Origin of the sequence: Arachnia propionica (assembly GCF_003932785.1) — a bacterium.
Lineage (GTDB): Bacteria > Actinomycetota > Actinomycetes > Propionibacteriales > Propionibacteriaceae > Arachnia > Arachnia propionica_B.
The window spans coordinates 1-22,505 of record NZ_RQYT01000048.1 but is presented as its reverse complement, the minus strand read 5'-3'; the positions used below and the strand labels follow the sequence as shown (position 1 = coordinate 22,505).

Genomic DNA, 22,505 nt, shown 5'->3' with positions numbered 1-22,505 from the left:
GTTCCCGCTCCCGAGCCGCTTGGGGGTCGGCGGCGATGATCCATGCTTCGAGGTTGCGGCGGATCCGCTGCCACGACCACAACCTCAACGCGACAGCAAGTTTCCGATCCAACCGGGCAGCAGCCTCCGCATTCAGCTGGGAGATGGCTGGCCGGTTCACCACCTCGGCAACCTGCCACCAGCGAAGACTCCCTGACAGGAAGGCCTCCCACAACGCCGGGAACCGAAACCTCACATCCAACACGGTCCCGATCCTCTCCAACGCCGCATCGGGGGAGATCTGCAGGATCCCACCCAGTTCGTGGGCCAGAAACTCACCCACCGACGGAGTCCCGTCCCCACCCGGCTCGAGGAACCCTTCAACAGCCTCCATCACCGCGGCATCGTCGACCTCATACAACTCGGCTGCCTTCGCGATCCCAACCATGAGGGCCACCTCCGCTGCCCGGGCGTGGGCGTCGGCCTCCGCGATGGCGTGGTAGGCCTCGGTGAGGGTCGCGGGGAGGGGGTTCATGGCCCCATTGTAATCGAATGGGTGTTCTAGTGCAAGGGGTTGGGAAGAAGTTTTCTTCTCACATCGTGTGCCTGGTGAGGGTCCGCCGGGACCGTTGCGGTGGTCTCGACACGGACGGCTCGACCAACGAAGCGGGGGCAACCCAAGGCCATGGCTGAGGGTTGGCGTGGTCAGCTCTCTGTGGCGCCGGGTTGGGGCGGGACGAGTACGTCGTCGACCTTGGCGGGCCGGGGGATGAATCTCACGGTTTGGAGTGAGGACAGGAGGTGGCCGTTGACGACGTCCTGTCCCGGGCCGCTGTGAAGCTGGAAGCTCCAGCAACCGTCCCGGCGGCACAGGTCCCAACGCATCATGACCTGGCGGTTCTCGCCCTCTCCCTGCTGCCAGGCCACGCCGCAGGCCTTGGCGTCGTCGATCTGGCGGTCGGGTAGATCTTCGACTCGGGAAACGCCGGGTTCCTCGGCGATGGCGGCTGCCATCTCGGAGCAGTAACGCAGGAAGGTCTTCGTCGAGGGTTGGCGGGGGTCGCGTTGGTCGATGTTGGCCCGGATCAGCATGCCGGTTCCGGCCAACTCAGGGGGCAGTGGTTCCTCCCACAGCTGTGGCACCGTCTCGATCCTCCAGTCCTGCTCGATGCCGTCGTCCTTGACCGTGATCATCTGATACCAGGGAGGCGGGGCATAGGAGACGATGTCGTCGAATTCGGCCGGCGCAGAGGACGGTGTGCAGCCGGTCGCCAAGAGCAACACGCCGGTCAGGGCGAGGACAAGTTTGGGGTGAAGATGCACGGTCACTCTCCCAACCTGAAGTCCGGCTCTGGGTCGGGAACAGGAACGAAACGGATGGTGTCGAAGATTTCGAGGAACCTTCCGGGTATGCGATCCGTTGAGTGGCGCCCGTAGCTCATGAAGCTCCAGCAGCCGTCGTGGCGGCAGAGGCTTCGTACCTGGGAAGGCACGTCTTTTTCCGTTTCCCTTCCAGTGGTGGTGCTGCAGGTGCGTTGGCCGTCGATGAACTGAAGGGTGCTGATGCCAAGATGGCGATGCCGGAATCTATGATGATGTGTTTCGATGCAGTGATCCTCGAAGGTCTCCATGAAAGTCCAGAACTTTTCTTCGTGCGCAGTGATTCCCAGTCTCCCGGGTTCCTGTTCGTTGAGAGGGCGGACGACCCAGTCCTCCAGCACGGCAGTATCGGGGGGCTCAAGTGTCCAAAAGGAGTAGCCCACTGGCGGGCTGAGGGCCACCCTGTCTGTGACCTTCTGACTGTGGATCGGTTCTGCGGCCCACAGGAAGGGTCTCTCTTTCGGCGGCTCATAGGGACTGGTGAGAAGGATGACCGCGAAGCCCAGGAGGGCCAGCATGAGCCATCGCCGCGCGCGTGAGGTGTCGGTGGTCACGGTTGCTGTCCCGACGTGGTGACGCTCGGGGGCTGGGTGGTGCGGGCGTTGACCCCGACGGCTGCACGGCTGAACTCCAGGTCCGACATTCCACCTCCTTGAAGGAACTCGTGCCAACCGTAGCGACCAGCAATGGGGGCGTTGGCTGGATCAGCCAAAAGGTCGACGGCTTCACCGAATGTCCCACGTGTGCAGGTCCACTGCGGGTTACGGGAGAATCGAGGTCCGCAGACAGTGGAGGAGGCGTCGTGGGATCGACGGTGTGCATCGACCGAATCGGGGCGGAGTTGCTCGCCATGCAGCTGGCGGCCGAGCCGGGGCGAAACGTGCTCTGCAGCCCCGTGGGGGTCGCCGCGTTGTTGTCGATCCTGCAGCCCGGCTCGGAATTCGGGCTGACCCCCGAGGTGCGGGAGTCACTGCGTCGATTCGAGCCGGACCTCGCTGCGCTGCGTGACTTCACCCCCCTCGACCCGCCCGACGCGCCCCTTCTCCACCTGGCCGACCACCTCATGCTCATCGACGGTGCCGAACCCCGACCCGAATGGCTGGCCGCCGTCGCGGATCAGACGACGATCAGCCGTGCGCCGCTCACCGAGGCGAAACCCCGACTCGACGCCTGGGCCGCCCTGCACACCGGCCACCTCATCACGGAGACGACCGTCACCGTGGACGAACAGACCCGGATCGTGCTGCAGAACGCATTGCTGTTCGCCGCCCGATGGGCACGTCAACTCACCCCTGTCAGCGATGACGCCCCCTTCCATCGTGCCGACGGCACCACCGGCACAGCCAACTACATGGGCTGCACCACCGACCTCCGGTTCGCGCGCGGCGACGGGTGGCGGGCCGTACGCCTGAACTACCGGGCGGACGGCCTCGCCTGCGACCTCATCCTGCCGCGACGACGCATCTCGCCCGCCGAACTGCCGGCCGACACCTGGGCGGCCGCGACCGCGGCCGTCACCGTCGCCGAGCCGAGGCCGGTGCAGCTGCGGGTGCCGAGCTTGGACCTGACCTCCGGCCCCGTCGACCTCCAGCCGCTGCTGGAGCGACTCGGCGTCCCCCTCGACCGCGACCACATCATGCCGGGCCTACCCGAGATCCGGAGCGCCCAGCAGGTCCGGGTCATGGTGACGGAGCAGGGAACCATCGCCGCGGCCCTGACCGAACAGTGGATGTGCTCCTCGTTCCCCGAGACCGACCCCGTCGAGTTCACCCTCGACCATCCCTTCGTGCTGCGCGTGATCGACATACCCACCGGGACCGCCCTCATCGAGGCGGCCATCCTCGACCCGGCGAGCTGACCTCAGCCTCGGTCATCGGCGGGGAGGACACCGTGTCATGACGGCGGTCCCCTGGGGATGTCTTTGACCTGGCGCCTCGGCGGCGGGCGAGCGCCGGAAGATCGTCGTAGCGCCCCTCGATGAGAGCGACGCGCTTGGCCCGCGACCAGTTCTGGACCTGCTTCTCCAAGGCCCGGGCTTCGTCGATGCGGTTGAACTCCTGACACCAGACCAGCTGGACGGGCAACCGCCGACGAGTGTAGGCGGCGCCGCGTCCCGTCACGTGCTGCTCAAGACGGAGCTCAAGATTCTTGGTGCTCCCGACGTAGTGCGAGCCATCCGCGCACTGAAGTATGTACACCCATGCCATGCCAACACCATGGCCAGCAGAACGTGGGATTGTTCAGGGGAACCGTGAAATCGGGGGATCTGTGGAAAAGTCCCTGCGTCCGGTCGCGGGGTCTCGACACGGGTCCCTTCACTTCGTTTCGGGGCCCGGCTCGACCAGCGGGGGGGGGAGGGGGTCCTCGCCACCTTCCGTTGGTCGAGCCGAGGCCGGAGGCCTCGTGTCGAGACCTCCGATGCGCGAACGGCGGGCTCGCCCACCCGACGATTCAGGCCAGCAGTGCCGCGATCTCCTGTGCCGTTCGGATCGCCTTGCTGCTTCCCTTTCTTCCTGCCAGGGCGACGATGTTCGGCAGCTCGACGGCGACCCCTGCCGCAGTCACGTCCGGCAGGTGCTTCAGCAGCGTCTCCAGCCAGCCCGTCGCCGAGGCCGAGATCTTCTCCGCCGCCGCGTGCCGCTCCGCCACATGGACCATGAGCGGCCAGGTCAGCGCCAGTGCGCCCGCCTCGGCCAGGATCTGGAGCACTGCCAAGGTCCGGCCCTCCGAGATGGGGTAGTGGTCCCGCCACGGCAGCTCCCACGCCTCGACGAGGTCGTCGCCGCTGAGGCGGCCCTCCTCCCACGCGCGAAGCAGCGCCTCGGCGATCTCGTCGCGGTCCCTCGTCCTGGCGTCCCCGATGAGCACCAGCACCGCGTAGGTCAGCACCGGCGGCAGCGGTCGCGCCACCGCAACCACGTCCAACACGTCGGACAGCCACGGGGCGGCCAGCCCTTCCATCAGCCGCAGCCCCTCGACGGCGGGTCGGCTCGCCACCCGGGGCAGCAGCTGGCACGACCAGGCGTCACGGGTCACCATCGGCTCGAACGGCCCCGCCCAGCCCGACTCCAGGCGGAGCAGGTCGTGGCACGGTGCCTCCGCCCCCGTCACCTGGATGCGCGGCCGGGTCGGGGCCTTCTGGTCGCCCCACCGGATCGGCTCCCTCGGTGGTTTCAGGAAGGTGAGCTCCAACGGCTGATCCTCGCTCCCCGCCCAGTGGCGCAGCACCTCGGCCAGATCGACGCGCGTCCCGGCGATCGGCTGCGCGAACTCGGACAGGTCCTCCGGCAGCGTCGCCCGGTCCAGCCGACCCAGCGCCACCGCCACATCGGAGGCCACCAGCGCCACCCCCGCCTCCCGGTACCTGGCGGCACGCTCCCGGAACGCCTCCCAGGACACGAGCAACCCGCGATGCGACGGCGTCGCCAGCAGGCACGGCAGCTGGCCGAGTCGCGCGGTGACGTCCGCCAGCCACTGCATCAGCAACCGGGACAACCGCTCCGGGCTCGGCAGCTTCCGGTTCTGACCGCCCGTGAGCAACTGCTTCAGCCGCGTCTGGACCGCCCGCTCCGAGGCGCCCGGATCATCGGGCAGCACCCGCTGCCGCACCGCCCCCGCACCCGCACGGTGTGCCAGTGCGACGACGGCCGCCAACAGCTGCTCCTGCTCCTCCACCGTCGGGTCCTCGGGCCACTCGGTCGGCACCTCCACCTCGGCGACGGGCTCGGGCTCCAGCCGCGACGGCGTCCGCCACAGCCCCGTCACCGGCGTTGGGGACTCGGCCTGCTCCCCCCACTGGGCCAACAACTCCCTCGCCAGCGCCGCGATGGTGGTGTCCGGGTCGTGGACCGTCGCGGCGACGAGTCCCCTCAGCTCCTCCGTCGGTGAATCGAGCTTCGACAAGGCCTTCAGCACCTTCTCTCGAGGCCCCTTCTGCGTGCGGGGCAGCACGACCACGGCGAGCTCACTCAGTCCCCCGTCGCCCGGCCCTCCCGCCAGCAGGGCGTTGGTCACGAGCGTCACGACGGGGGCGTCGGCGCTCGCCAGGGCCGCCAGGGCCCGGTCGCGGTGCGCGGGGATCCGCGGACCCAGGTCGAGGGCCTCCAGCCAGTGCAGCGCGATCCGCTGGCAGCTGGTCTTGTCGCCGCGCTCCACCACGCGCAGCAGCCCCAGCAGCAGGGCGTCGTCGTCGATCGGTTCGGCCTGACGCACCTCGGCGATCCCGGCCCGCACCCGCTCCTGCAGTTCCGCCTTCGAGAGCTGCGTGCGCAGTACATTCGGCTGGGCCAACGCCAGCAGGAACCGCTGCTGCCAGCGGTCCCCGACGCGTGGCAGCGGGTCGGAACGCAGCCACGCCTCCCAGTAGCGGGGGGCCTGCGGCAGCGGCAGCCCGTGGTCCCGGATGAGCGGGTCGAGCAGCGCGACGAAACCGGACGGGGCGCGCTTCGCGACGGCGGCCGCGACGAAGTCGGCGACGAACTGCTCCCCGCGCGCCTCGATCGCGGCCAGCACCGTCGGGATCAAGGCCTCGTCCGACCACTGCACCATGCCTGAGGTGATGGCCGCTGCCGTCTGCTTCGCCGTCGCGCCCAGCTCCGCCACGAGCACGATCGCCAACAGCCACAGCGGTCCGCCGCGCCATCCCGGATACTTCGTCGACGTGAGGGCGGTGATGAGCAGCCGCTCCATCTCGGCACGTTCCTGCTCCGGCAACCCGGCGAGGTTCCTGCGCACGGCCTCGAAAGCGGCGCTCTCATCCGATCCCCACGGCCGCAGTCGACCCAGCCGATAGGCCTTGTCGGTTGGTTCCGGCAGGCCGAGGGCGGCGAGCACGGGGTCCAGCAGCGGAGCCGCATAGGATCCATGATCCGGATCAGCGGTCACTTCCGCCAGCAGTTCCTGCACCCACTCGCGGCCCCGGTCGACGAGACGTGCGACGAGCAGGTCGCGCAGCTCGTCATCGGCGACGATCTCGTTCATCGACCAGCTGTTGACCTGGATGGCGAGCCAGCTTGCCCGGTTGCCGAGCCAGGCCTGGAGAATCATGCGTTTCAGCTCACCGAGCGGGCCACCGATGGTGATGTGGTCGACGGCCTTCGCCTCGGCCAGTTCGGCCGGGGACATGGCGCCCAGGGCGCGGGCGAGTTCCACCGGTTCCAGCCGCTGCGCGAGTTCCTGCAACTGACGGGCCGCAGCGTTGAGCTGGCGCATGTCGGGGTTCCTTCCTCCAGGACTCTCCGGGCCCTGAGTATGTTAGAGGGTGCGCGGATAGGGGGATCGTGACGAGGATCGTCACGGTGGCCTCCTGGCAAGGCGGACGACGAAGAGCGCACTGGATTGTGCGTTCGAGGAGGACAACACAGCCGGGGGGTCACCGGGGCGACCGCAGTAGATTCGCCTATCCGCGCACCCTCTTAGAGGGCCCTCTGCGCGCTGGTTCACTGGTGTTCCGGCAGGGAGGGACGGCCTCCGTGTCTTCCGTGCTGGACGGAGATCTCCCGAGCGAGCTGCGCCGCGCGGGCCTCAGTGAGCCGCACGCCGTCGACCTGGAAGGTGGATTCATCAAGGTCGATCTCCTCGATGTCGGACTCCGTCACCGTGACGCGACCACGGGAGCCGAGATTGACGGTGTAGGTACGTTCGCCCATGGATTCAGCCTAGAGGGTGCGGAAGCAGTGGATCACCACGGCCGGGGTCATCGCAGCGAGTCCTGGATCCGACGGGCGACCTGGAGCGCCTTGCTGTTGCCCTTCCGGGATGCCAGGGCGACGACGTTCGGCAGCCGGGCGGCGACCCCGGCGGCCTGGACGTGGGGCAGCAGGCGCAGCACGATCTCGAGGAGGGCGGCGGTGGTGGCGGGGAGCTTCTCGGCTCCGGCTGCCTCCTCGGCGAGGACCGCGAGCAGCGGCCAGACCAGGGCCAGGCCGCCGCCGTCGGCGATGACCGCCAGCACCTCAGCCACCTTGAGCGGGGCCCGGACGAAATGCTTGGCGGTGTGGCCGAGCTGGTCCGGCAGTCCCCATAGCACACTGTGCCAGGCGCCCACCAGATCCTGTGCCGTGAGACGTCCCTCGTCCCAGGCGCGCAACCACAGCTCGGCGATGCCGTCGCGGTCCTGCGGTGCCGCCCCACCGGCCCAGGCCAGCCCCAGCACGGTGAGGGCCTCGCTGAACGGATGGGCCACATCCCCCAGCATCCGATGACACCACGCGGCCTGCCCCACCCCGTATTGCTCCATCCGATGCACCGCAGCCATCACCTGGCGGGCCTGGTGCTGCGGCAACAACTGGGCGACGGCGGCAACCTCATCGCGCATGGGGACGGTGAAGGGCTCCCCGCTGCGGGGCTGGATGCCGACCACCCGGGCGGTCCAGGTACTACCGTGGTGGGGGAGCGACCACGGATCGGACAGGCCCAGCATCGGGTGAGTGACCGGTGCGTCGCCGTCGACCACCATGCGGTAGTGCCACTGGGCCGTGATGTCATCCTTCATCGCGGGTGCGAAGCTCACCCGAACCGGTTCGGGGTCGGTATCCCGCCAGTGGCCCAGCACCTCATCCAACAAGACCTCGGCGCCGTGGATCGGATGGGCGAAGGGGCTCAGATCGGCGGGCGCAGCAGCCCGGTCCAGCCGGGCCAGGGCGACGGCGACATCGGTGGCCAGGAGCGGCTGCCCGACCTCCCGGAAGCGCCCGACCCGGGCCGCGAACGCCTCCCACGAGACCCGAAGCCCCTGATGGCTGGGCGTGGACAGCAGGCACGGCAGCTCGCCCAGCCACCCCAGCACCTCCACCATCCGCCGTGCCGCCAGCAGGGACAGCCCGCTGTTCTCATCGCCCGGGGCGACGGTGGCGTCCTTGAGCTCCGACCCATCCGCCCAGGCCAGCAGCATCGCCCGAAGCGGGAATGCGTCGAACTCTTGGGTGAGGTGCCGCCGCACCAACTCCCGCACGTGATCGACGCCGTGGTCGCGGGCATGCGCGACGAGCACCGCCGGGGTCCACTCAATCAGCAGGGGGAAGAAGCCGCAGGTGTTGACGTCATCGCCCAGCAGGTCTGCGACCCGTGCCGTATCCAGCCGCAGGGCCTCGTCGCTGAACTCCGGCATCGGCTCGGGATCGGTCAGGGCGGGCTCCCGCCACAGCCCCGTCGCCAGGGCCTCCGGAGTCGTGGCCACGCCCCAGTCCTGGAGCAGCCGGGTGGCAAGCTCCGAGGTGGTGGTGTCGCCGTCGGTGGCGAGCACCGCGACCAGCTCCCGCAGCTCCTCACCCGGCTCCGCCAGGCGGGGGAGGGCCTTCAACAGGGCGCGACGAATGCCCTTCTCCTTGCGCACCAGACCGACGCAGGCCAGGGCGGTGAGCTCGTCGTCGTCGAGTTCGGGGCGGAGCAGTACCTCGACGATCGCCCCCGCCACCTTCGAAGGCGTCAACGGGAGCGCATCACACAGCACGCCTCGGTGCTGCCACAGCTCGCAGCGCATCCCGAGCAGGTCGATCCAGCCCAGCGCGTACTGCTGCGCGGCGGGGCGGTCGCCCCGGGTGAACACCTGGACCAGGGCCGGGAGCACGTCGTCGGGAACCGGTTCGGCGGCCCTGAGCGTCGCGACCGGCCCGGCCAGCTCGTCGAAGTATCCGGGCGGGATCCACCCCGTGAAGGCGTCCCTGACGGTGGCGGCCCTCACCAGTCGCGCCCAGAACCGCCGCCCGGGCAGCACCTTTCCCGGGCCGGGCAGCCAGTTCGTCCAGTAGCGCGGATCATCCGGCAGCGGTAGGTCGTGGGCGTCGAGGAGGGCATCCAGCAGGGTCCGGAACCTTGCAGCCTGCTTCTTGTCGCATGCCGCCGCCACCAGCGTCGATGCCCACTCGGGACCGCGCTGCCGCAGTTGCTCCACCACCCAGGCCATGGCGTTCTGCTCGTCGAGCTCCTCGATGAGGAAACCATCCGCCAGCGCCAGCACCAGCTGCTTGACGGGGACGTCGAAGAACGCCGCGACGACCACGGCCAGTTCCGGCCTGCCGAGGTCGTCAGCGATCCGACGAAGCTGAGGCATCGATCGTTTCGCCTCCGCCGCCCACGTGGCGCGGTCGGCGTCGCCGATGTCCTCAATGGTGGTGATGAGATCGCAGACTCCCGTGGTGCGGGTGAGGGCGTCCTTCAGGGTCACGAGGCCTCCGACATCCGGGCCGGCATGGAGGCGACGATCCGACGCGCCGCCGTCACCCCCGGCCCGGTGCTCGTGTGCTTGGCAAGGGCACGCACCTCCGGGAGATCCAGCGGCACCTGAGCGGCCACCACCTCCGCCACCAGCGGTTGGAACTCCTCCAGGAGCGTAGCGGTGGTGCCGGTGAATCCGCGAGACCCCGCCAGGTCGTCGATGATCTCCGAGAGCAGCGGCCACACCAGCGCCAGGGCCCCCTCGCGGGAGGCGACGATGAGGGTGCGGGCCACGTCGAGCCGGGACGGGTCGAGCAGGCTGCGCCACCGCGAGTGCCAGGCCGTGAGCAGATCCTCCGGTGTGACGGCGCACCGCTCCCACCCGTCGATGAGGTGGGCGGCGAGGGACTTCCGCTCCGACTCGTCGACGGTCCCCGCCAGCTGCAACCACACCAGCGACAGGACGCTGCCCCACGGCACCGCCACCTTCGCGACGTGCCCGAACGCCTGCAGGCTCTCCGCGGCGCCGCGCTCCAGCAGGGCGTGGAGCGCCCACGCGGCGGGTCGGGCGGGATGGTTCGGCAGCAGCGTCCACGCGGGCGGGATCTCGCCCAGGGTCGTGGCGATGACGGGGTCCGCGACGGGCAGGAAGGCCGCGACGGCGTCGCGATCCCGGTCGGCCGCCTGGCCGGGCCGGTACTCCCGCGACCACACGTCGTCGAGGCCCAGGAGATGGTGCACGGTGGACTCCTCCCCGGCCACCTGCATCCGCGCGGCCAGCCGGTTCACCCAGCGGTTCGCCTCCTCCCGCTCCGGCAGCAGCACCAGCCGGGTGGCCTCGCTGGGCGTGACGAGCCAGTGCGCGACCACCTCGTCGAGGGTGGTGTCGCTGCCCTGGATCCGCACCGTCGGCAGGTCGTCGGGGTCGATGCGCTCGAACCGGTTGAGCCTGCCCAGGGCCACCGCCACGTCGGCGGGGAGCGCTGCGGAGCGCGAGTCCTCGTAGACCTCGGCGCGGTCGACGAAGACCCGCCACGCCACCCGGAAGTCGTCGTGGGTGGGGGTGGACAGCAGGCAGGGGATGTGGCCGAGGGCGTCGATGACGGTGGCGGCCCGGTGGACGAGCAGGTGGGTGAGGAAACCCCCGGCCGGGGTCTCGGGCGGCGGGACGGGGTCGGTCTGGGTGGTGCGCAGCAGCAGGTTCTCCAGCACGTTGACGACGAAGCCGGTGAGTCCGAGACGTTCGGCGACGGCGGCCCGGATGTGTTTGCGCCTCCCGGCGCGGGCAGTGGCGACGAGGCTGGCGAGGACCCGCTCGTGGGTGAGGGGGTCGCCGGGGAAGTCGCGGGCGACGAGGGAACACAGCTCAACAAGGCCGTCCGCGTCGAGCAGCAGGGCGGAGCCGGACAGCAGGGGCAGGGGCTTCGGGTGTCGCGGTGTGGGTTGCCGCCACAGGCCACGGCTACGCGGCCGGGTGCGCGTCGATGCGGGCCGGGTGGCCGAGGAACAGTCTGTGTGATCGGCGGTCACGGGGTGGGTCATGGGTTCTTCTCCCCAGCAGGTCGGACGGGGGGTGTCCGCTGCGGTGGTCATCTTCGCCAACCGGGGACACCACCTGTCTGATCCTCGTCCTTGACAGGCGAAGATGCAATACCCTGGCCTGCCAACCGTCTGGATGAATGACACGCTGGGACGTTTTCCGCCCCGTTTCCTCCCCGTCGCCTCCCCCCGTCGCGTCGGGGTTTCGCCTGCCTTGGATGGGTTTCGCCTGCCATTTTCACGGCTCGCCTGTCTTGTTGGACAGGCGTTTTGGAACGAGGCAGGCATTTCCTACCGAAGGCAGGCGAATCCGTCGTAAGGCAGGCATTTCCTACCGAAGGCAGGCGAATCCGTCGTAAGGCAGGCGAATCAGGTCAGGGGTGGGGCGACGGGGTTTCCGGGCGGAACCTCGCCACCGCGTCCCGCGCTGCCTTGGTCACTGAGGTCATGGCCTCCAGCAGCGGCCAGACCAGGGCCAGGCCCCCGGCCTCCGCGACCATCACCAGCGTCCCGACGAGCGGGATCGGTTTCAGCGGCCACTCGGAGCGCCACTCGCCCTGCCAGGCCGCCAGCAGGGTCTCCGGGTGCAGGCGACCCTCATCCCACGCGTTCAGCAGCTGCACCGCGAATGGCTCCCGGTCCTCCTTCCGCTCCTCGACGATCGTCGCGAGGATGGCGAACGCCGCCTCCGGGGTGATCCGCGCCGTGGTCAGCAGCCGCGCCGCCAACCAGTCCGGATGGCGGTTCCAGGCGGGGTCCTCTCGTCCCAGGACCTGCAGCAAGTGCGCGGCCGGGCGGGTCGGGTGCTCCGGCAGCAGCGACATCACCCCCAGCTCCTCGGAACACTCGCCGTCCAGCGGATTCATGGGCTCCGTCCAGGGCCCGTCGATCCCGAGCAGCTCCGCAACGACGGGGACGTCGCCGTCGCAGCGGATCCGCCGGTACCGGAGGTTCTGCCACCGGCTGGCGTTCGGCTCCTCGGGGACGAACCACAGCCTCCCGGGCTCCGGGTCGGTGTCCCGCCACCGGGCGACGACCTCCGCCAGCGACGACGCCACCCCGTCGATCGGCTGCCCCAGCTCGCCCAGATCCGCAGGGACCGCGCCGCGATCCATCCGGGACAGGGCCACCAGGACGTCGGTGGGGGCGACGGGGATGTCGGCCTCCCGGAACGCGGTGGCCCGCTCGGCGAAGGTGTCCCAGTCGAGTCGGTTGCCCACCAGCGTCGGGAGGGACAGCAGCGTTGGCACCCGGCCGAGCAGCGGCAACGCCTCCCGCATCCGACGGCCGATGAGGCCGGTCAGCGGCCGCAGTCCCTTGGTCGACGGCTCCTCACCGGTCGCGAGCTGCAGCAGCACCCGGGCCAGTTGGGTGTTCCCGCCCAGGTTCTCCGCCGCCGACGCCAACAGCGCCTCGCGACCCCGGGTGTGCGCGGCATGGAAGAGACGGCCCAGCAGCCATTCGAGGTGGTCCCAGGCCTCGGGCTGCTCCCACGCGAGCTCGTCCATGAGGTCGACGAGGGGCGATGGTTCCAGCTGGGCGTGGCGGGGGTCCGGTTCGGGCGAGCCGACCGGTTCCCGCCACAGGCCGAGCCGTTCGGGCTCCGGTGCGGTCTGGCCCCAGCCGGTGAGGAGTGCCGCGGCCGCCGGGGTCGCCGACGCCAGCGCCGCGACGGTGTCCCGGAGATCCGCCGACGGCGCGTCGATCCGGCCCAGGGCCTTCAGCACCTTCCCGGTGAGTCCTTTCGCGGCCCGGGGCAGGACGGCGACGGCGAGCGCGTCGAGATCCGCCGCGGGCAGCTCGGGGGTGAGGAGCTCGGCCAGCGCCAGCTTCACGAAGGAGGAGTCCGCGGCGGGGAGGGCGTCGATGACGCGGCGACGATGCTTCCCGATCAGGCCGGTCAGGCCCAGCCCCGCGACCCATCGGGATGCGGCGCGTTGGGTGGCGGGGCGGTCGCCCCGCTCGAAGACCGGGAGCAGGGCCGACAGCAGCGCCTCGTCATCGGTGGGTTCACTCGCCCGCAGCTTCCAGGCGGCGCGGGCGATGCGCTGCTCGTCGATCCTCCGGTCGGGGGCGAACAGCTCGGGAACGGAGCAGGCCGCGAGGAAGCGTTGCTGCCAGCGGATCCCGGGGCGGGGCAGGGGGGAGCGGTCGTACCAGCCGCGCCAGTAGTCGGGGGCCTCGGGCAGTGGCAGGTCGAACTCGTCGATGAGGTCGTCGACGAGTCGCGCCAGGTCGGCCCGCAGGCGCGGGACGGCGCTGGCGGAGCGGATGAAGGCGGCCACCCAGTCGCCGCCCTTCGCGCGGAGTCCCTCGGTGATGATCGGGGCGTGACGCATCTCCAGCAGCTCCCGGTTGAGGGCCTTCGCGGCCTGGGCGGGGGTGATCGGCAGGTGGGCCAGCAGCACCAGGAAGCTCTGCGCCTGATCGCGTCCGACCAGACGGGTGCGCAGTGTTGAGGTGGTGGCGGCGAACTCCTTCGCGGCCGCTTCGCGCCCGGCGTCGTCGAGGGCGGCGATCCGGGCCGCGACCTCTTCGGGCAGTCGGGTGTGGGTGAACAGTGCGTCGATCACGGCGTCCTCTCAGCGGCCTGCTTTGCCCGACGGGGAAGGGGTCATGTTCGCCACGATGAGCCGGGCGGTCTTGATGGCCTTCGATGAGCCCTTGCGTTCCGCCAGGGCCGCGATGTTGGGTAGTTCCACGGGGTGGGGGACCTCGGGCAGGAACTGGAGGATCGCCTCCAGTGCGGCCGCGGTGGTCGCTGTTGCCCGCTCGGCGACCAGCGTCTCCGCGATCTCCACCAGCAGCGGCCACACCAGGGCCAGGCACGAGCCCTCGGCCAGCTCGACCAGCATCGGGATGGTCTTCCCGGGTGAGATCCCGACGACCTCCCGGTCCTCGTGTCGCCACCCGGTGACGAGGTCGTCGGAGGTGATGCGACCCGCGTGCCACGCCTCCTGCAGGGCGTAGGCGATCCCGGAGCGATCCTTCGCGGGCACGTCCGAGGCGGCGGCCAGCAGGCCGAACGCCCCGTTGGGGCCCAGCCGGTGGGCGGTCGTGGCCACCTGAGCGAGTCGGTTCACCGTGATACCTTCACCGAGGCCCCTCAGCGCGAGGGCGATGGGGCGGGTGGGGTGCTCGGGGAGCAGGCTGAAGACGCTGAGCTCATCCTGCCACAGGTCGAACTTGGAGGTGGGTGCGAAGGGCAGGGTCCAGCCGGTTCGGAGGCCGAGGAGCTCGTGGCTGGTGGGGGCGTCGCCGTCGGCACGGACCCGCTCGCCCAGGTACCAGCGGTGCTCATGGCCGGGTCGTGGCGGGGCGAAGCTCAGCTCCCCGGGGGAGGCGGGGTGGCTCGCCCAGTGGGTGAGGACATCGGCCAGGCTCACCTCCAGCCCGGCGATGGGTTGGGCGAACTCGGTCAGCTCGGGCACGGCGTCGCGGTCCAGCCGGGCGAGCGCCACGGCCACGTCGATGCGCAGTGTCGCGGCACCGGCCTCCCGGTAGCGGCGGGCGCGGTCCCGGAATGCCTCCCAGGAGACCCGGAAGTCGTGGTGGCTGGGGGTGGACAGCAGGCAGGGCACCTCGCCCAGGGCGTTGAGGGCCTCCGAGATCCGCTGCCCGACGAGGAAGGTCTGGCTTGTGAGCTTGCGGGTGCGGACCCGGCCGCCCTCCTCGCCCTTCCGGGCGAGGCTCGCGAGCAGCCGTCGCAGCGCCGGACCTCGGTTGAGGTCGGTGCCGAGCGAGGTGCGGATGGCGTGGCGGATGCGCACGGCCCCCCGATCGTGGGCGGCGGCGATGAGGGCGGCCAGGGTGCGCTCGGCCAGTTCCGGATCGTCCTCGTCCAGCTGTTCGACGCGGGACAGCAGCTCCGCCAGCGACGACGGGTCCAGCACGGCGTCGTAGTCCGTGGGGACATCCTCACGACCCGCCGGCTCCTGCCACAGGGCACGTTGATCCCTCGGGTTCTGGACATCGACTCCCCACTGCTCCAGCAGCTGACGGGCCAAGGCGGCGGTGGTGGTGTCGGGGTCGGTGGCGCGAGCTTGGACGTTCCAGGTGTCCACGCTGTGGGCTGGGACCCGACGGCGGATCAGCTCCTTGAGGACCTGCCGCTTGAGGCCTTTCTCAGGTCGGCCGAGAGCGACAAAGGTGAAGGCGGACAGCTCGTTGTCCTCCAGTTTGAAGCGGAGGCACACCTCGACGATGCGTTTGGCCACGCTCCGTTCCGCCATGACGAGGCAGCGGATGAGGGCCTGACGGTGGTCCCAGAGGCGATCAGCGAGGCCGAGATGATCCAGCCACCACAGGGCCCGTCGCTGGCAGGCGGGGGAGTCGTCGCGCTCGATGACCGACAGCAGGGCCGCCACCAGCGCGTCCTCGTCGCGGTCCTCGATCTCCCTCAGGGCCTCGGTGACGGCGCCGGGGTGTGGCTCGTCGTACCAGTCGTCGGTGAAGGCCCCGGGGGTCTGACAAGCCCTGATGAATCGTTGCTGCCAGCGGATCCCGGGCCGGGGTGAGGGGTCATGGTCCACCCAGGCCCGCCAGAAGGTGGGGGTCTCGGGCAGGGGCAGGCCGAACTCGTCGATGAGGGAGTTGAGCAGCTCGGGTGCCGCTTGGACGACGCTGGACTTCTTCAACGCGGCTTGGACGAAGGCTGTCCCCCACTCCTGGCCTCGGCCACGCACGACCCTGCGGAGGTGTTTGGCACCGCCGCCGTGACTGAGGTTGTCGAGCGCCCAGCCGGTCATGGCGGTGACGAGTTGTGACGGCGTCGGGTTGAGGTGGGCGGCCAGCAGCAGGGCCCGTCCCTCATGCCCTTTCTTCTCCCACAGGGCCTTGAGGGCCTTGCCCTCCTTCTTCATCACGGCGGCGAACCGGGTCCGCTCCTCCGGGTCCAGTCGGGAGAGCTGCGCGGCCAGGTGGTCGATGCCGCTGGCCCGGGAAACGAGCTTGTACAGCTCGATGCCCTCGTCGGTCAGCGCAGGTTTGGGACTCATAGCAGTTCTCCGATGGCTCGGGCGGTGGTGATGGCCTTCGACTTTCCTCTGCGGTCGGCCAGGGCGCAGATGTTGGGCAGTTCGACGGGGTGCGGGACCTCGGGCAGCAGGGCGAGGAGGGTCTCGAGCACCGTTGGGTTGAAAGGCGTGGTCATGGGCACATCGAGATCATCTCAGACACACAGTCAGCAGCGTCTGGCACCCAGGATCTGCCGTGGAGAGGAGAGTGAGACGGATGCTGCTGCTCGGGACAGGGGTGACGACACTGATCGGCTCAACCGACGAGCCGTCGATACCCTGCCCGGGCTTTCATCGCGTGGATGGTCTCGACTTCGCCGTCGTCCCAGAGCAGGACAACGACCTCCAGGAGACGTCCTGCTTGTCGAGCCCGATCCGTAACTCCCGTTGCGGATTCTCATCATCGAGCGGTCCACCGGCCAAGGCCGAGCGTGCAGCGGTGATGGCGTCCTCATCGCTGAGACCGTGCTTGCGCGCTGACGGCGAAACGATCACGCACGGACCCACTCACGCACAGCGGTGCGAATCGCCGTTGACCGGTCCAGTCCTTCACGCTCCGCACGTGCCATCAGCTCGCTCAGCTCTTCATCAGAGAATCGGGTCGGCACCACCCGGGACGCCTTGCCCGCACGAGGGGGACGCCCCCACCGTCGCTGCAGCTCGTCGACGTCGTAGCCCGATTCCGCCTCATCCGCCCAAGCCTGTACCTGCTCATCCGAGATCTCACGGCCCTGAATCATCCGTTTACCCATACCAGAAACTGTATTACGTAATACGTAAGGGGGCAAGCTGTTCCCGGAGGAGATCGTGTCAGCAACGACCGATGCCGAACCACCCGCCACCGACCACGACGTCGCCACCGGGTGAACCCACTGCAGGCTCACAGGGCCCGCACGCCCGCCAACGATGTGGGTCAGCTCCTCCAGGCTGTCGTGCCCGTGGCGTCCAGGAGGGCGTCGTCGTCCGTGGGCTGCCGGGACGGGTGCAGGCTGCGGCAGCGTTTCGACCCAACCAGGATTGGCACTCACAGCAGGTCTCCGATGGCTCGGGCCAGGGTGATGGCCTTTGACTTTCCCTTGCGCCCTGCGAGGGCACGGATGTTGGGCAGTTCGACGGGGTGGGGGATCTCGGGCAGGAGGGCGAGGAGGGTCTCGAGGACGGCCGAGGTGGTGGCGGGGATCTTCTCCTGCGCGGCAAGGTTCTCTGCGATCTCGATCAGGAGGGGCCAGGCCAGCGCCAGGCCGCCTGCCTCGGCGATGAGCGACAGCAGCGGGAGGACCTTGGCGGGCTTCCGCTCTAGGGTCTTCCGACCCGACCCGAGGTTCAGCTGCTCCCACATGGGAGAGCGCCACCCCATCGCGAGATCGGATGCAGTCAGACGATCCTCACGCCAGGCGTCGAGGAGGATCGGGGTCAGGCGCTTGACCTGCGACGGGTCGAGTCGTGAACAGGTGGCGAGGGTGACGACCGTCAGTAGCTCACCGAACCGCTGCGCGACAGTGGCGCAGGAGATGAGGGCGTCCAGGGCACCGTCCGTGTCCGACCAGCGCAGCAGGCGCAGCACCACCCCCGCCGGGCGCCCAGGGTGCTGTGGCAGCAACCGCATGATGATGTCGTGGGGTCGGGTGTCCACGGTGCTGCCCTCTGCAGGCGACCAGAGCGCAGGCAGGTCCGCGACGTCGTGCAGCGGGTGGGACCCCTCGTAGTGGTGGGGGTGGTTCCAGGCGGTGTCCAGGCCAAGTGCTGCATGGGGTGCGGGCACATCGCCGACGACCTGGAGCACGGCCTCGCTCCGAGCAGTCCCGGAGGTCAGGGACAGGCCAGCTGGTTCGACCCGGGCCGAGGACCAGATCTCGATGACCTGCGCCAGCCGCAGCTCACAGCCTCGGATGGGCGCGTCGATTCCGGTGCGGTCGTCGGTTCTGCGGAGCCGAGCGAGCGCAATGGCGACATCCGTGGGCTCCAGCACCACGTTGTCGTCGTTGTACTGCTCGACGCGATCCCGCAGGTCCTGTGCCGTCACCTCATAGCGGCTGTTCGAGGGGGTGGAGAGCAGGCAGGGCAGTTCCCCCAGCCGGTGCAGCACGTCGTGGAAATGCTGGGCGGCGAGGAAGATCAGCGGTCCTCGCGGTGACCGGGCAGGCCGGGGGGTGGTGCCCGGTCTGATGGTGCCGTCGCCGAGCCGTTGGAGCAGACGTCCTGAGTAGCCGAAGAGGAAGGCGAGGCTGCTGAGGGTGGCTTCCCGACACGCGGCCACGACGGGCTCGGGGCCTCGGGCGTGGGCAGTCGCGACGAGCTGGGCCAGGGCGCGTTCCGTCAGGTCAGCATGCTCCAGCCAATTCTCGGCGACCTCGGCGATCAGCTCGGTCAAGGCATCGTCGTCGAGCACCATCGGAGTGAAAGGAGTGGTCGCGGGCACGCCGAAATGATCTCAGACACACAGCCCGGGGGTCACCGGGGCGACCGCAGTAGATGCTCCTGTCCGCGCGCCCTCTTACATCCTGCCAGCGCTGCGGTGGCAGGGTGTTCTCGGCGAGCTGTTGGGGGTCGCTTCCATGGCAGGGATCGCCGTGGTCGGCACGGTGATCGATCGCTCGTTGCGGACCACCACCCTCCTGAGCCTGATTGCGATGATCGGCTCTTGTGGCGGTGATGCTGTGTCGGGGTGCATTCCCGTCCGGTCTTCGTCACAAGGACGGCGCCTCCGAGGGTTCGGTCACGTCATCTGCGTGATCGGATGGGGGTGGCCTCCAGGAAGGCCCGGGTGGCTGGGCTGGGATTGAAGTCGTTCCAGGCCAGGTATTCGATCCTCCGGGGACCATCGACAAGTGGGACTGCGACCACGCCGGGGTCGTGCGGGATGACCTGGGCGGAGAGTATTCCGACTGCGAGTTCGTTGCGGATGAGGCCGAGGATCAGGTCAGTGGTCATGGCCTCGAAGGCGACTTCACGCTGCAGCCCTGCCGCTTCGAAGGCGAGATCGCCCTGGGCGCGACCGGCAGAGCCACTCGGGAAGTCGACGAAGGTCTCGTCGGCGAGTTCTTCGAGCTTGACGCGTTTCCTGCGTGCCAGGTGGTGGTTCGCGGGCAACGCTGCCACGAGTGCCTCGTGGGAGAGTTCATGGAAGGCCACCCCTTGGGGTGGCGTGCTCTCGGCGAGCCCCAGGAAGGCGACATCGAGTTGTCCCGCACGAATGTCGCTGATGAACTGCTCGCTGCCACCGCCACGAAGACGTACCCGCACCGCAGGATGAGCGGCATGGAATGCTGCCAGTACATGGGGGACATCAACCGCGGTGACCGTGGGGATGACACCGAGGGTCAGGGTGCCTCGCACCTCACCCTCTGCGGCGGCGGCATCCACCATGGCCCGTTCGGTGGCCTGCAGTGCTTCCCGGGCAGCAGTGACGAAGGCCTCTCCCGCGGGGGTGAGTTCGACGCGACGCGATGTGCGTGCGAAGAGCTGCACGCCGAGCTCTCGTTCGAGTGCCTTGATCTGGTGGCTCAGCGCTGACTGCACCACGAAGCACCGTTCAGCGGCTTTGGTGAAGCTGCGCTCCTCCGCTACCGCGATCGCGTACCGCATCTGCTGCAACTCCACACATCCATGATGTCCATACATGCCTGCCATGACAAGCATGCGTTGGACTCATACCTGACCAGCTGACAGGTTTGATGACATGACAGCAAGCAACCAGCCCATCGGGCAGCAGGCGGGGTGGATTCTCCTGACCGCGATGGTGCCGATGGTGTGGGGAACGACCTACATCGTCACCACGCATCTCCTGCCGGAGGGGCACCCGGTCTTCGCTGCATTCATGCGCACCCTGCCGCCGGGACTCATCGCGCTGGCGCTGTCGCGCCAGCTCCCGCGCGGGGGCTGGTGGTGGAAGAGTCTCGTACTCGGCGGCTTGAACATGGCGGCGTTCTTCCCCCTGTTGTTCGTCACCGCCCAACGCCTGCCCGGCGGAGTCGCTGCGACGCTGGGTGCGGTCCAGCCCATCGTGATTGCCTTCCTCGCCGTCCTCATCCTGCACGAGCGACTCTCGGGCTGGCGCCTGTGGTGGGGCATCACCGGCATGGCTGGCGTGGGCATGGTCGTGCTCGGCCCAGACGCAGCCCTCGACCCACTCGGCGTCCTTGCCGGACTTGCAGGCGCCACCTCGATGGGAGCCGGTGTCGTCCTCACCAAGAAGTGGGGACGCCCCGAACACGTGAACGCCGTCGGCCTGGCCGGCTGGCAACTCACCGCAGCAGGCCTCCTGCTCGCGATCCCCGCCCTCGTCCTCGATGGCATCCCTGAACCCATCGACGCAGGCGCATGGGCCGGCTACGCCTGGCTCGGCCTGATCGGTGCCCTGCTCACCTACACCATCTGGTTCGCCGGCATCCGACACCTGTCCGTCACACCCACAGCACTCCTCGGACTCCTCTCCCCACTGACGGCCGCACTGCTCGGCGCACTCATCGCAGGAGAATCCCTCACCCTCCTACAGATCACCGGATTCACCATCGCCCTCGCCGCACTGGTCACCGGACAACTCCCGCCCCCTTCTCGAGCCCAGCCCTTCCGCCCAAAGGAGATTCAATGACAGAGTATGAAGAAACCGAGCCGACGATTCCTGGCTACGCCACTCCTTTGACGGCAGGATCTGGCCCCGTCGGCATAGTGTTCAGCCACGGATTCACTGGGTCTCCGTGGCCCATGAAACCGTGGGCCGCCGGCCTTGCGAGCAAGGGCTACCGCGTCTCTGTTCCCCTCCTGCCCGGTCACGGCACGAACTGGCGCAACCTCAACAAGACAACTTGGGTGGACTGGTACAACGAGCTGGAGCGAGCATTCGACGATTTGGCTCGTGAGTGCAACGTCGTGTTCGCGGCGGGGCTGTCCATGGGCGGGGCGCTCGCCTTGCGGCTGGCGCAACAACGTCAAAGTGCCGTTGCCGGCGTGATGCTCGTCAACCCAGCCCTTGCGCTCTCGGGATGGCACATGCGATTGCTTCCACTCCTCGCGAAGTTCAAATCCTCGTCACCCGCGCTCGGCGGCGACATCTGCAAGCCGAACGTCACCGACCATGCATATCGGCGCACACCGCTTCGAGCCGCGGCCTCCATGCTCGACCTCTGGGATGAGACGAACAGGGGCCTCCCCCGGGTGCGTCACCCGTTGCTCATTTTCAGGTCACGAGCGGACCATGTGATCGACGCCACCTCGCTGCGCCTGATCGTTGAACGCTCCCCCGCTCCTGAAATCACAGTCGTGGACCTGCCAAACTCGTATCACGTCGCAACACTGGATCACGACGGCGAGCGAATCATTGACAAATCCGAGGAATGGCTCAAAGGCATCACGCTGGCAGCCGGTGCGCTCGTCCGGGTGGAGGGATTCCCGGCACAAAACCATCACGCGAAGCAGGTCAGCACTCACACACGGTAGCGAGACGTTACAACAGGGCTGACCCTGTTGGTGGCTGGTATCGCCCACCACGGCCCAGACTTTTGCCGAGACTGATCCAGCCCTCGCCGCCGACGGAATCATGAGCGGGGGCGAGCGAGAACGGCGATTCGTGCCCGGGAGGGGATCACGGCTTCGCCATGTTCGCCACGATGAGCCGGGCGGTCTTGATGGCCTTCGACGAGCCCTTGCGTTCCGCCAGGGCCGTGATGTTGGGCAGCTCCACGGGGTGGGGGACCTCGGGCAGGAGGGCGAGGAGGGTCTCGAGGACGGTCGAGGTGGTGGCGGGGATCTTCTCCTGCGCGGCGAGGGTTTCTGCGATCTCGATCAGGAGGGGCCAGGCCAGCGCCAGGCCGCCTGCCTCGGCGATGAGGGCCAGCAGGGCCGCGACCTTGGCGTCGGCTCGTTCGATGCAGAGGTACGCGTTGGACGGCCAGAACTGCTCCCACAAGGGGGAGTGCCAGGCCGTGACGAGGTCGTCGCCGACGAGGCGTCCCTCGTCCCAGGCCTGCAGCAGTTCCGCGGCGAGGGATGCGCGGTCCTTGACCGGGATCACCCCGGCTGTGGCCAGTGTGGCAACTGCGAGGGGCTCGTCGAAGCGGCGCGCCACGGCCAGGCAGTCGAGCAACGTCCTCAGGGTGTCCGCTGGGCCGGAGCGGGCGATGTCGTTGAGGACCTCCCCGACGGGGCGGGCCAGGTGCGTGGGCAGCAGGTGCGCAGGAATGCAGTGCTCCCGGCTGGCCACCCCGAGCATCTCGTGCCACCACGGCTCGTCGCCGCGGACGCTGATCGGCCGCTGCCAGCCGACCGGATTGTCCACGAGGTAGGTCGGCGGCTCCACCGTCGCCTCCCGCCACAGGGCGAGGATCGACGCGAAGCCGTCGTCGAGTCCCCGGATGGGGGCGTCGATGTCGGCCAGTTCGTCGCAGCGGTCGCGGTCGCATCGTCCCAGCGCGACGGCGAGGTCGGCGGGTTCCAGGGCGA

Annotated in this window: 18 protein-coding genes; 3 read left to right on the top strand and 15 right to left on the bottom strand. The window is 69.0% G+C overall.

All coding sequences use genetic code 11. The annotated features are described in order from the left end of the window. The 3 genes from EII35_RS13810 to EII35_RS13800 all read right to left on the bottom strand — a co-directional run. Window positions 1–514: 13E12 repeat family protein (locus EII35_RS13810; RefSeq protein WP_221739767.1), on the bottom strand; the 514-nt coding region annotated here is incomplete at its 3' end. A 170-nt stretch (window positions 515–684) separates the two neighbouring features. Beyond that, complete coding sequence (locus EII35_RS13805; protein WP_125229048.1) at window positions 685–1,173, bottom strand: hypothetical protein; 489 nt, start codon at window positions 1,171–1,173, stop codon at window positions 685–687. Between the two features lie 131 nt (window positions 1,174–1,304). Next, on the bottom strand, window positions 1,305–1,913 hold the full coding sequence (locus EII35_RS13800; protein ID WP_125229047.1) for a hypothetical protein: 609 nt from the start codon (window positions 1,911–1,913) through the stop codon (window positions 1,305–1,307). Window positions 1,914–2,161: 248 nt separating this feature from the next. Between EII35_RS13800 and EII35_RS13795 the strand changes: the two genes are divergently transcribed. After that, window positions 2,162–3,217, top strand: coding sequence for a serpin family protein (locus EII35_RS13795; protein WP_185744355.1), 1,056 nt, complete (start codon window positions 2,162–2,164; stop codon window positions 3,215–3,217). Here the strand turns inward: EII35_RS13795 and EII35_RS13790 are convergent. From EII35_RS13790 to EII35_RS13740, 11 genes are all read right to left on the bottom strand, one after another. After that, window positions 3,183–3,566: a GIY-YIG nuclease family protein gene (locus EII35_RS13790; protein ID WP_125229045.1), complete on the bottom strand. Its 384-nt coding sequence runs from the start codon at window positions 3,564–3,566 to the stop codon at window positions 3,183–3,185. The two genes, EII35_RS13795 and EII35_RS13790, sit on opposite strands and share 35 nt — an antisense overlap. 244 nt (window positions 3,567–3,810) lie before the next feature. Next, on the bottom strand, window positions 3,811–6,570 hold the full coding sequence (locus EII35_RS13785; RefSeq protein WP_125229044.1) for a hypothetical protein: 2,760 nt from the start codon (window positions 6,568–6,570) through the stop codon (window positions 3,811–3,813). Between the two features lie 227 nt (window positions 6,571–6,797). Next, window positions 6,798–7,007 carry a hypothetical protein gene (locus EII35_RS13780; protein WP_125229043.1) on the bottom strand — a complete coding sequence of 70 codons (210 nt, stop codon included), beginning with the start codon at window positions 7,005–7,007 and terminating at the stop codon, window positions 6,798–6,800. Window positions 7,008–7,054: 47 nt separating this feature from the next. After that, window positions 7,055–9,523, bottom strand: coding sequence for a hypothetical protein (locus EII35_RS13775; protein WP_125229042.1), 2,469 nt, complete (start codon window positions 9,521–9,523; stop codon window positions 7,055–7,057). Beyond that, the gene (locus tag EII35_RS13770) at window positions 9,520–11,055 is read right to left on the bottom strand and encodes a DUF7824 domain-containing protein (RefSeq protein WP_125229041.1); all 1,536 of its coding nucleotides are present in this window, start codon (window positions 11,053–11,055) and stop codon (window positions 9,520–9,522) included. The genes EII35_RS13775 and EII35_RS13770 overlap by 4 nt, the downstream gene beginning before the upstream one ends. Before the next feature lie 371 nt (window positions 11,056–11,426). Then, the gene (locus EII35_RS13765) at window positions 11,427–13,625 is read right to left on the bottom strand and encodes a hypothetical protein (protein WP_125229040.1); all 2,199 of its coding nucleotides are present in this window, start codon (window positions 13,623–13,625) and stop codon (window positions 11,427–11,429) included. Window positions 13,626–13,634: 9 nt separating this feature from the next. Continuing rightward, entirely contained in the window at window positions 13,635–16,049 is a 2,415-nt protein-coding gene (locus tag EII35_RS13760; protein WP_125229039.1) for a DUF7824 domain-containing protein, read from the bottom strand. Beyond that, window positions 16,046–16,204: a hypothetical protein gene (locus tag EII35_RS16015; RefSeq protein WP_185711285.1), complete on the bottom strand. Its 159-nt coding sequence runs from the start codon at window positions 16,202–16,204 to the stop codon at window positions 16,046–16,048. The genes EII35_RS13760 and EII35_RS16015 overlap by 4 nt, the downstream gene beginning before the upstream one ends. 354 nt (window positions 16,205–16,558) lie before the next feature. Continuing rightward, on the bottom strand, window positions 16,559–16,819 hold the full coding sequence (locus tag EII35_RS13750) for a CopG family transcriptional regulator (protein WP_185744354.1): 261 nt from the start codon (window positions 16,817–16,819) through the stop codon (window positions 16,559–16,561). Between the two features lie 272 nt (window positions 16,820–17,091). Beyond that, the gene (locus tag EII35_RS13745; RefSeq protein WP_185744353.1) at window positions 17,092–18,459 is read right to left on the bottom strand and encodes a DUF7824 domain-containing protein; all 1,368 of its coding nucleotides are present in this window, start codon (window positions 18,457–18,459) and stop codon (window positions 17,092–17,094) included. 329 nt (window positions 18,460–18,788) lie between these two features. Next, complete coding sequence (locus tag EII35_RS13740; RefSeq protein ID WP_185744352.1) at window positions 18,789–19,667, bottom strand: LysR substrate-binding domain-containing protein; 879 nt, start codon at window positions 19,665–19,667, stop codon at window positions 18,789–18,791. Between the two features lie 79 nt (window positions 19,668–19,746). On the opposite strand from EII35_RS13740, the gene EII35_RS13735 reads away from it, so the two are divergent. Both EII35_RS13735 and EII35_RS13730 read left to right on the top strand, forming a co-directional pair. After that, window positions 19,747–20,658 carry an EamA family transporter gene (locus EII35_RS13735; RefSeq protein ID WP_125229037.1) on the top strand — a complete coding sequence of 304 codons (912 nt, stop codon included), beginning with the start codon at window positions 19,747–19,749 and terminating at the stop codon, window positions 20,656–20,658. After that, complete coding sequence (locus tag EII35_RS13730; protein ID WP_125229036.1) at window positions 20,655–21,503, top strand: alpha/beta hydrolase; 849 nt, start codon at window positions 20,655–20,657, stop codon at window positions 21,501–21,503. Before EII35_RS13735 ends, EII35_RS13730 begins: the two co-directional genes overlap by 4 nt. Window positions 21,504–21,648: 145 nt before the next feature. On the opposite strand, the gene EII35_RS16010 is transcribed toward EII35_RS13730, so the two are convergent. After that, a partial coding sequence (locus EII35_RS16010; RefSeq protein WP_221739765.1) for a hypothetical protein occupies window positions 21,649–22,505 on the bottom strand: 857 nt, incomplete at its 5' end.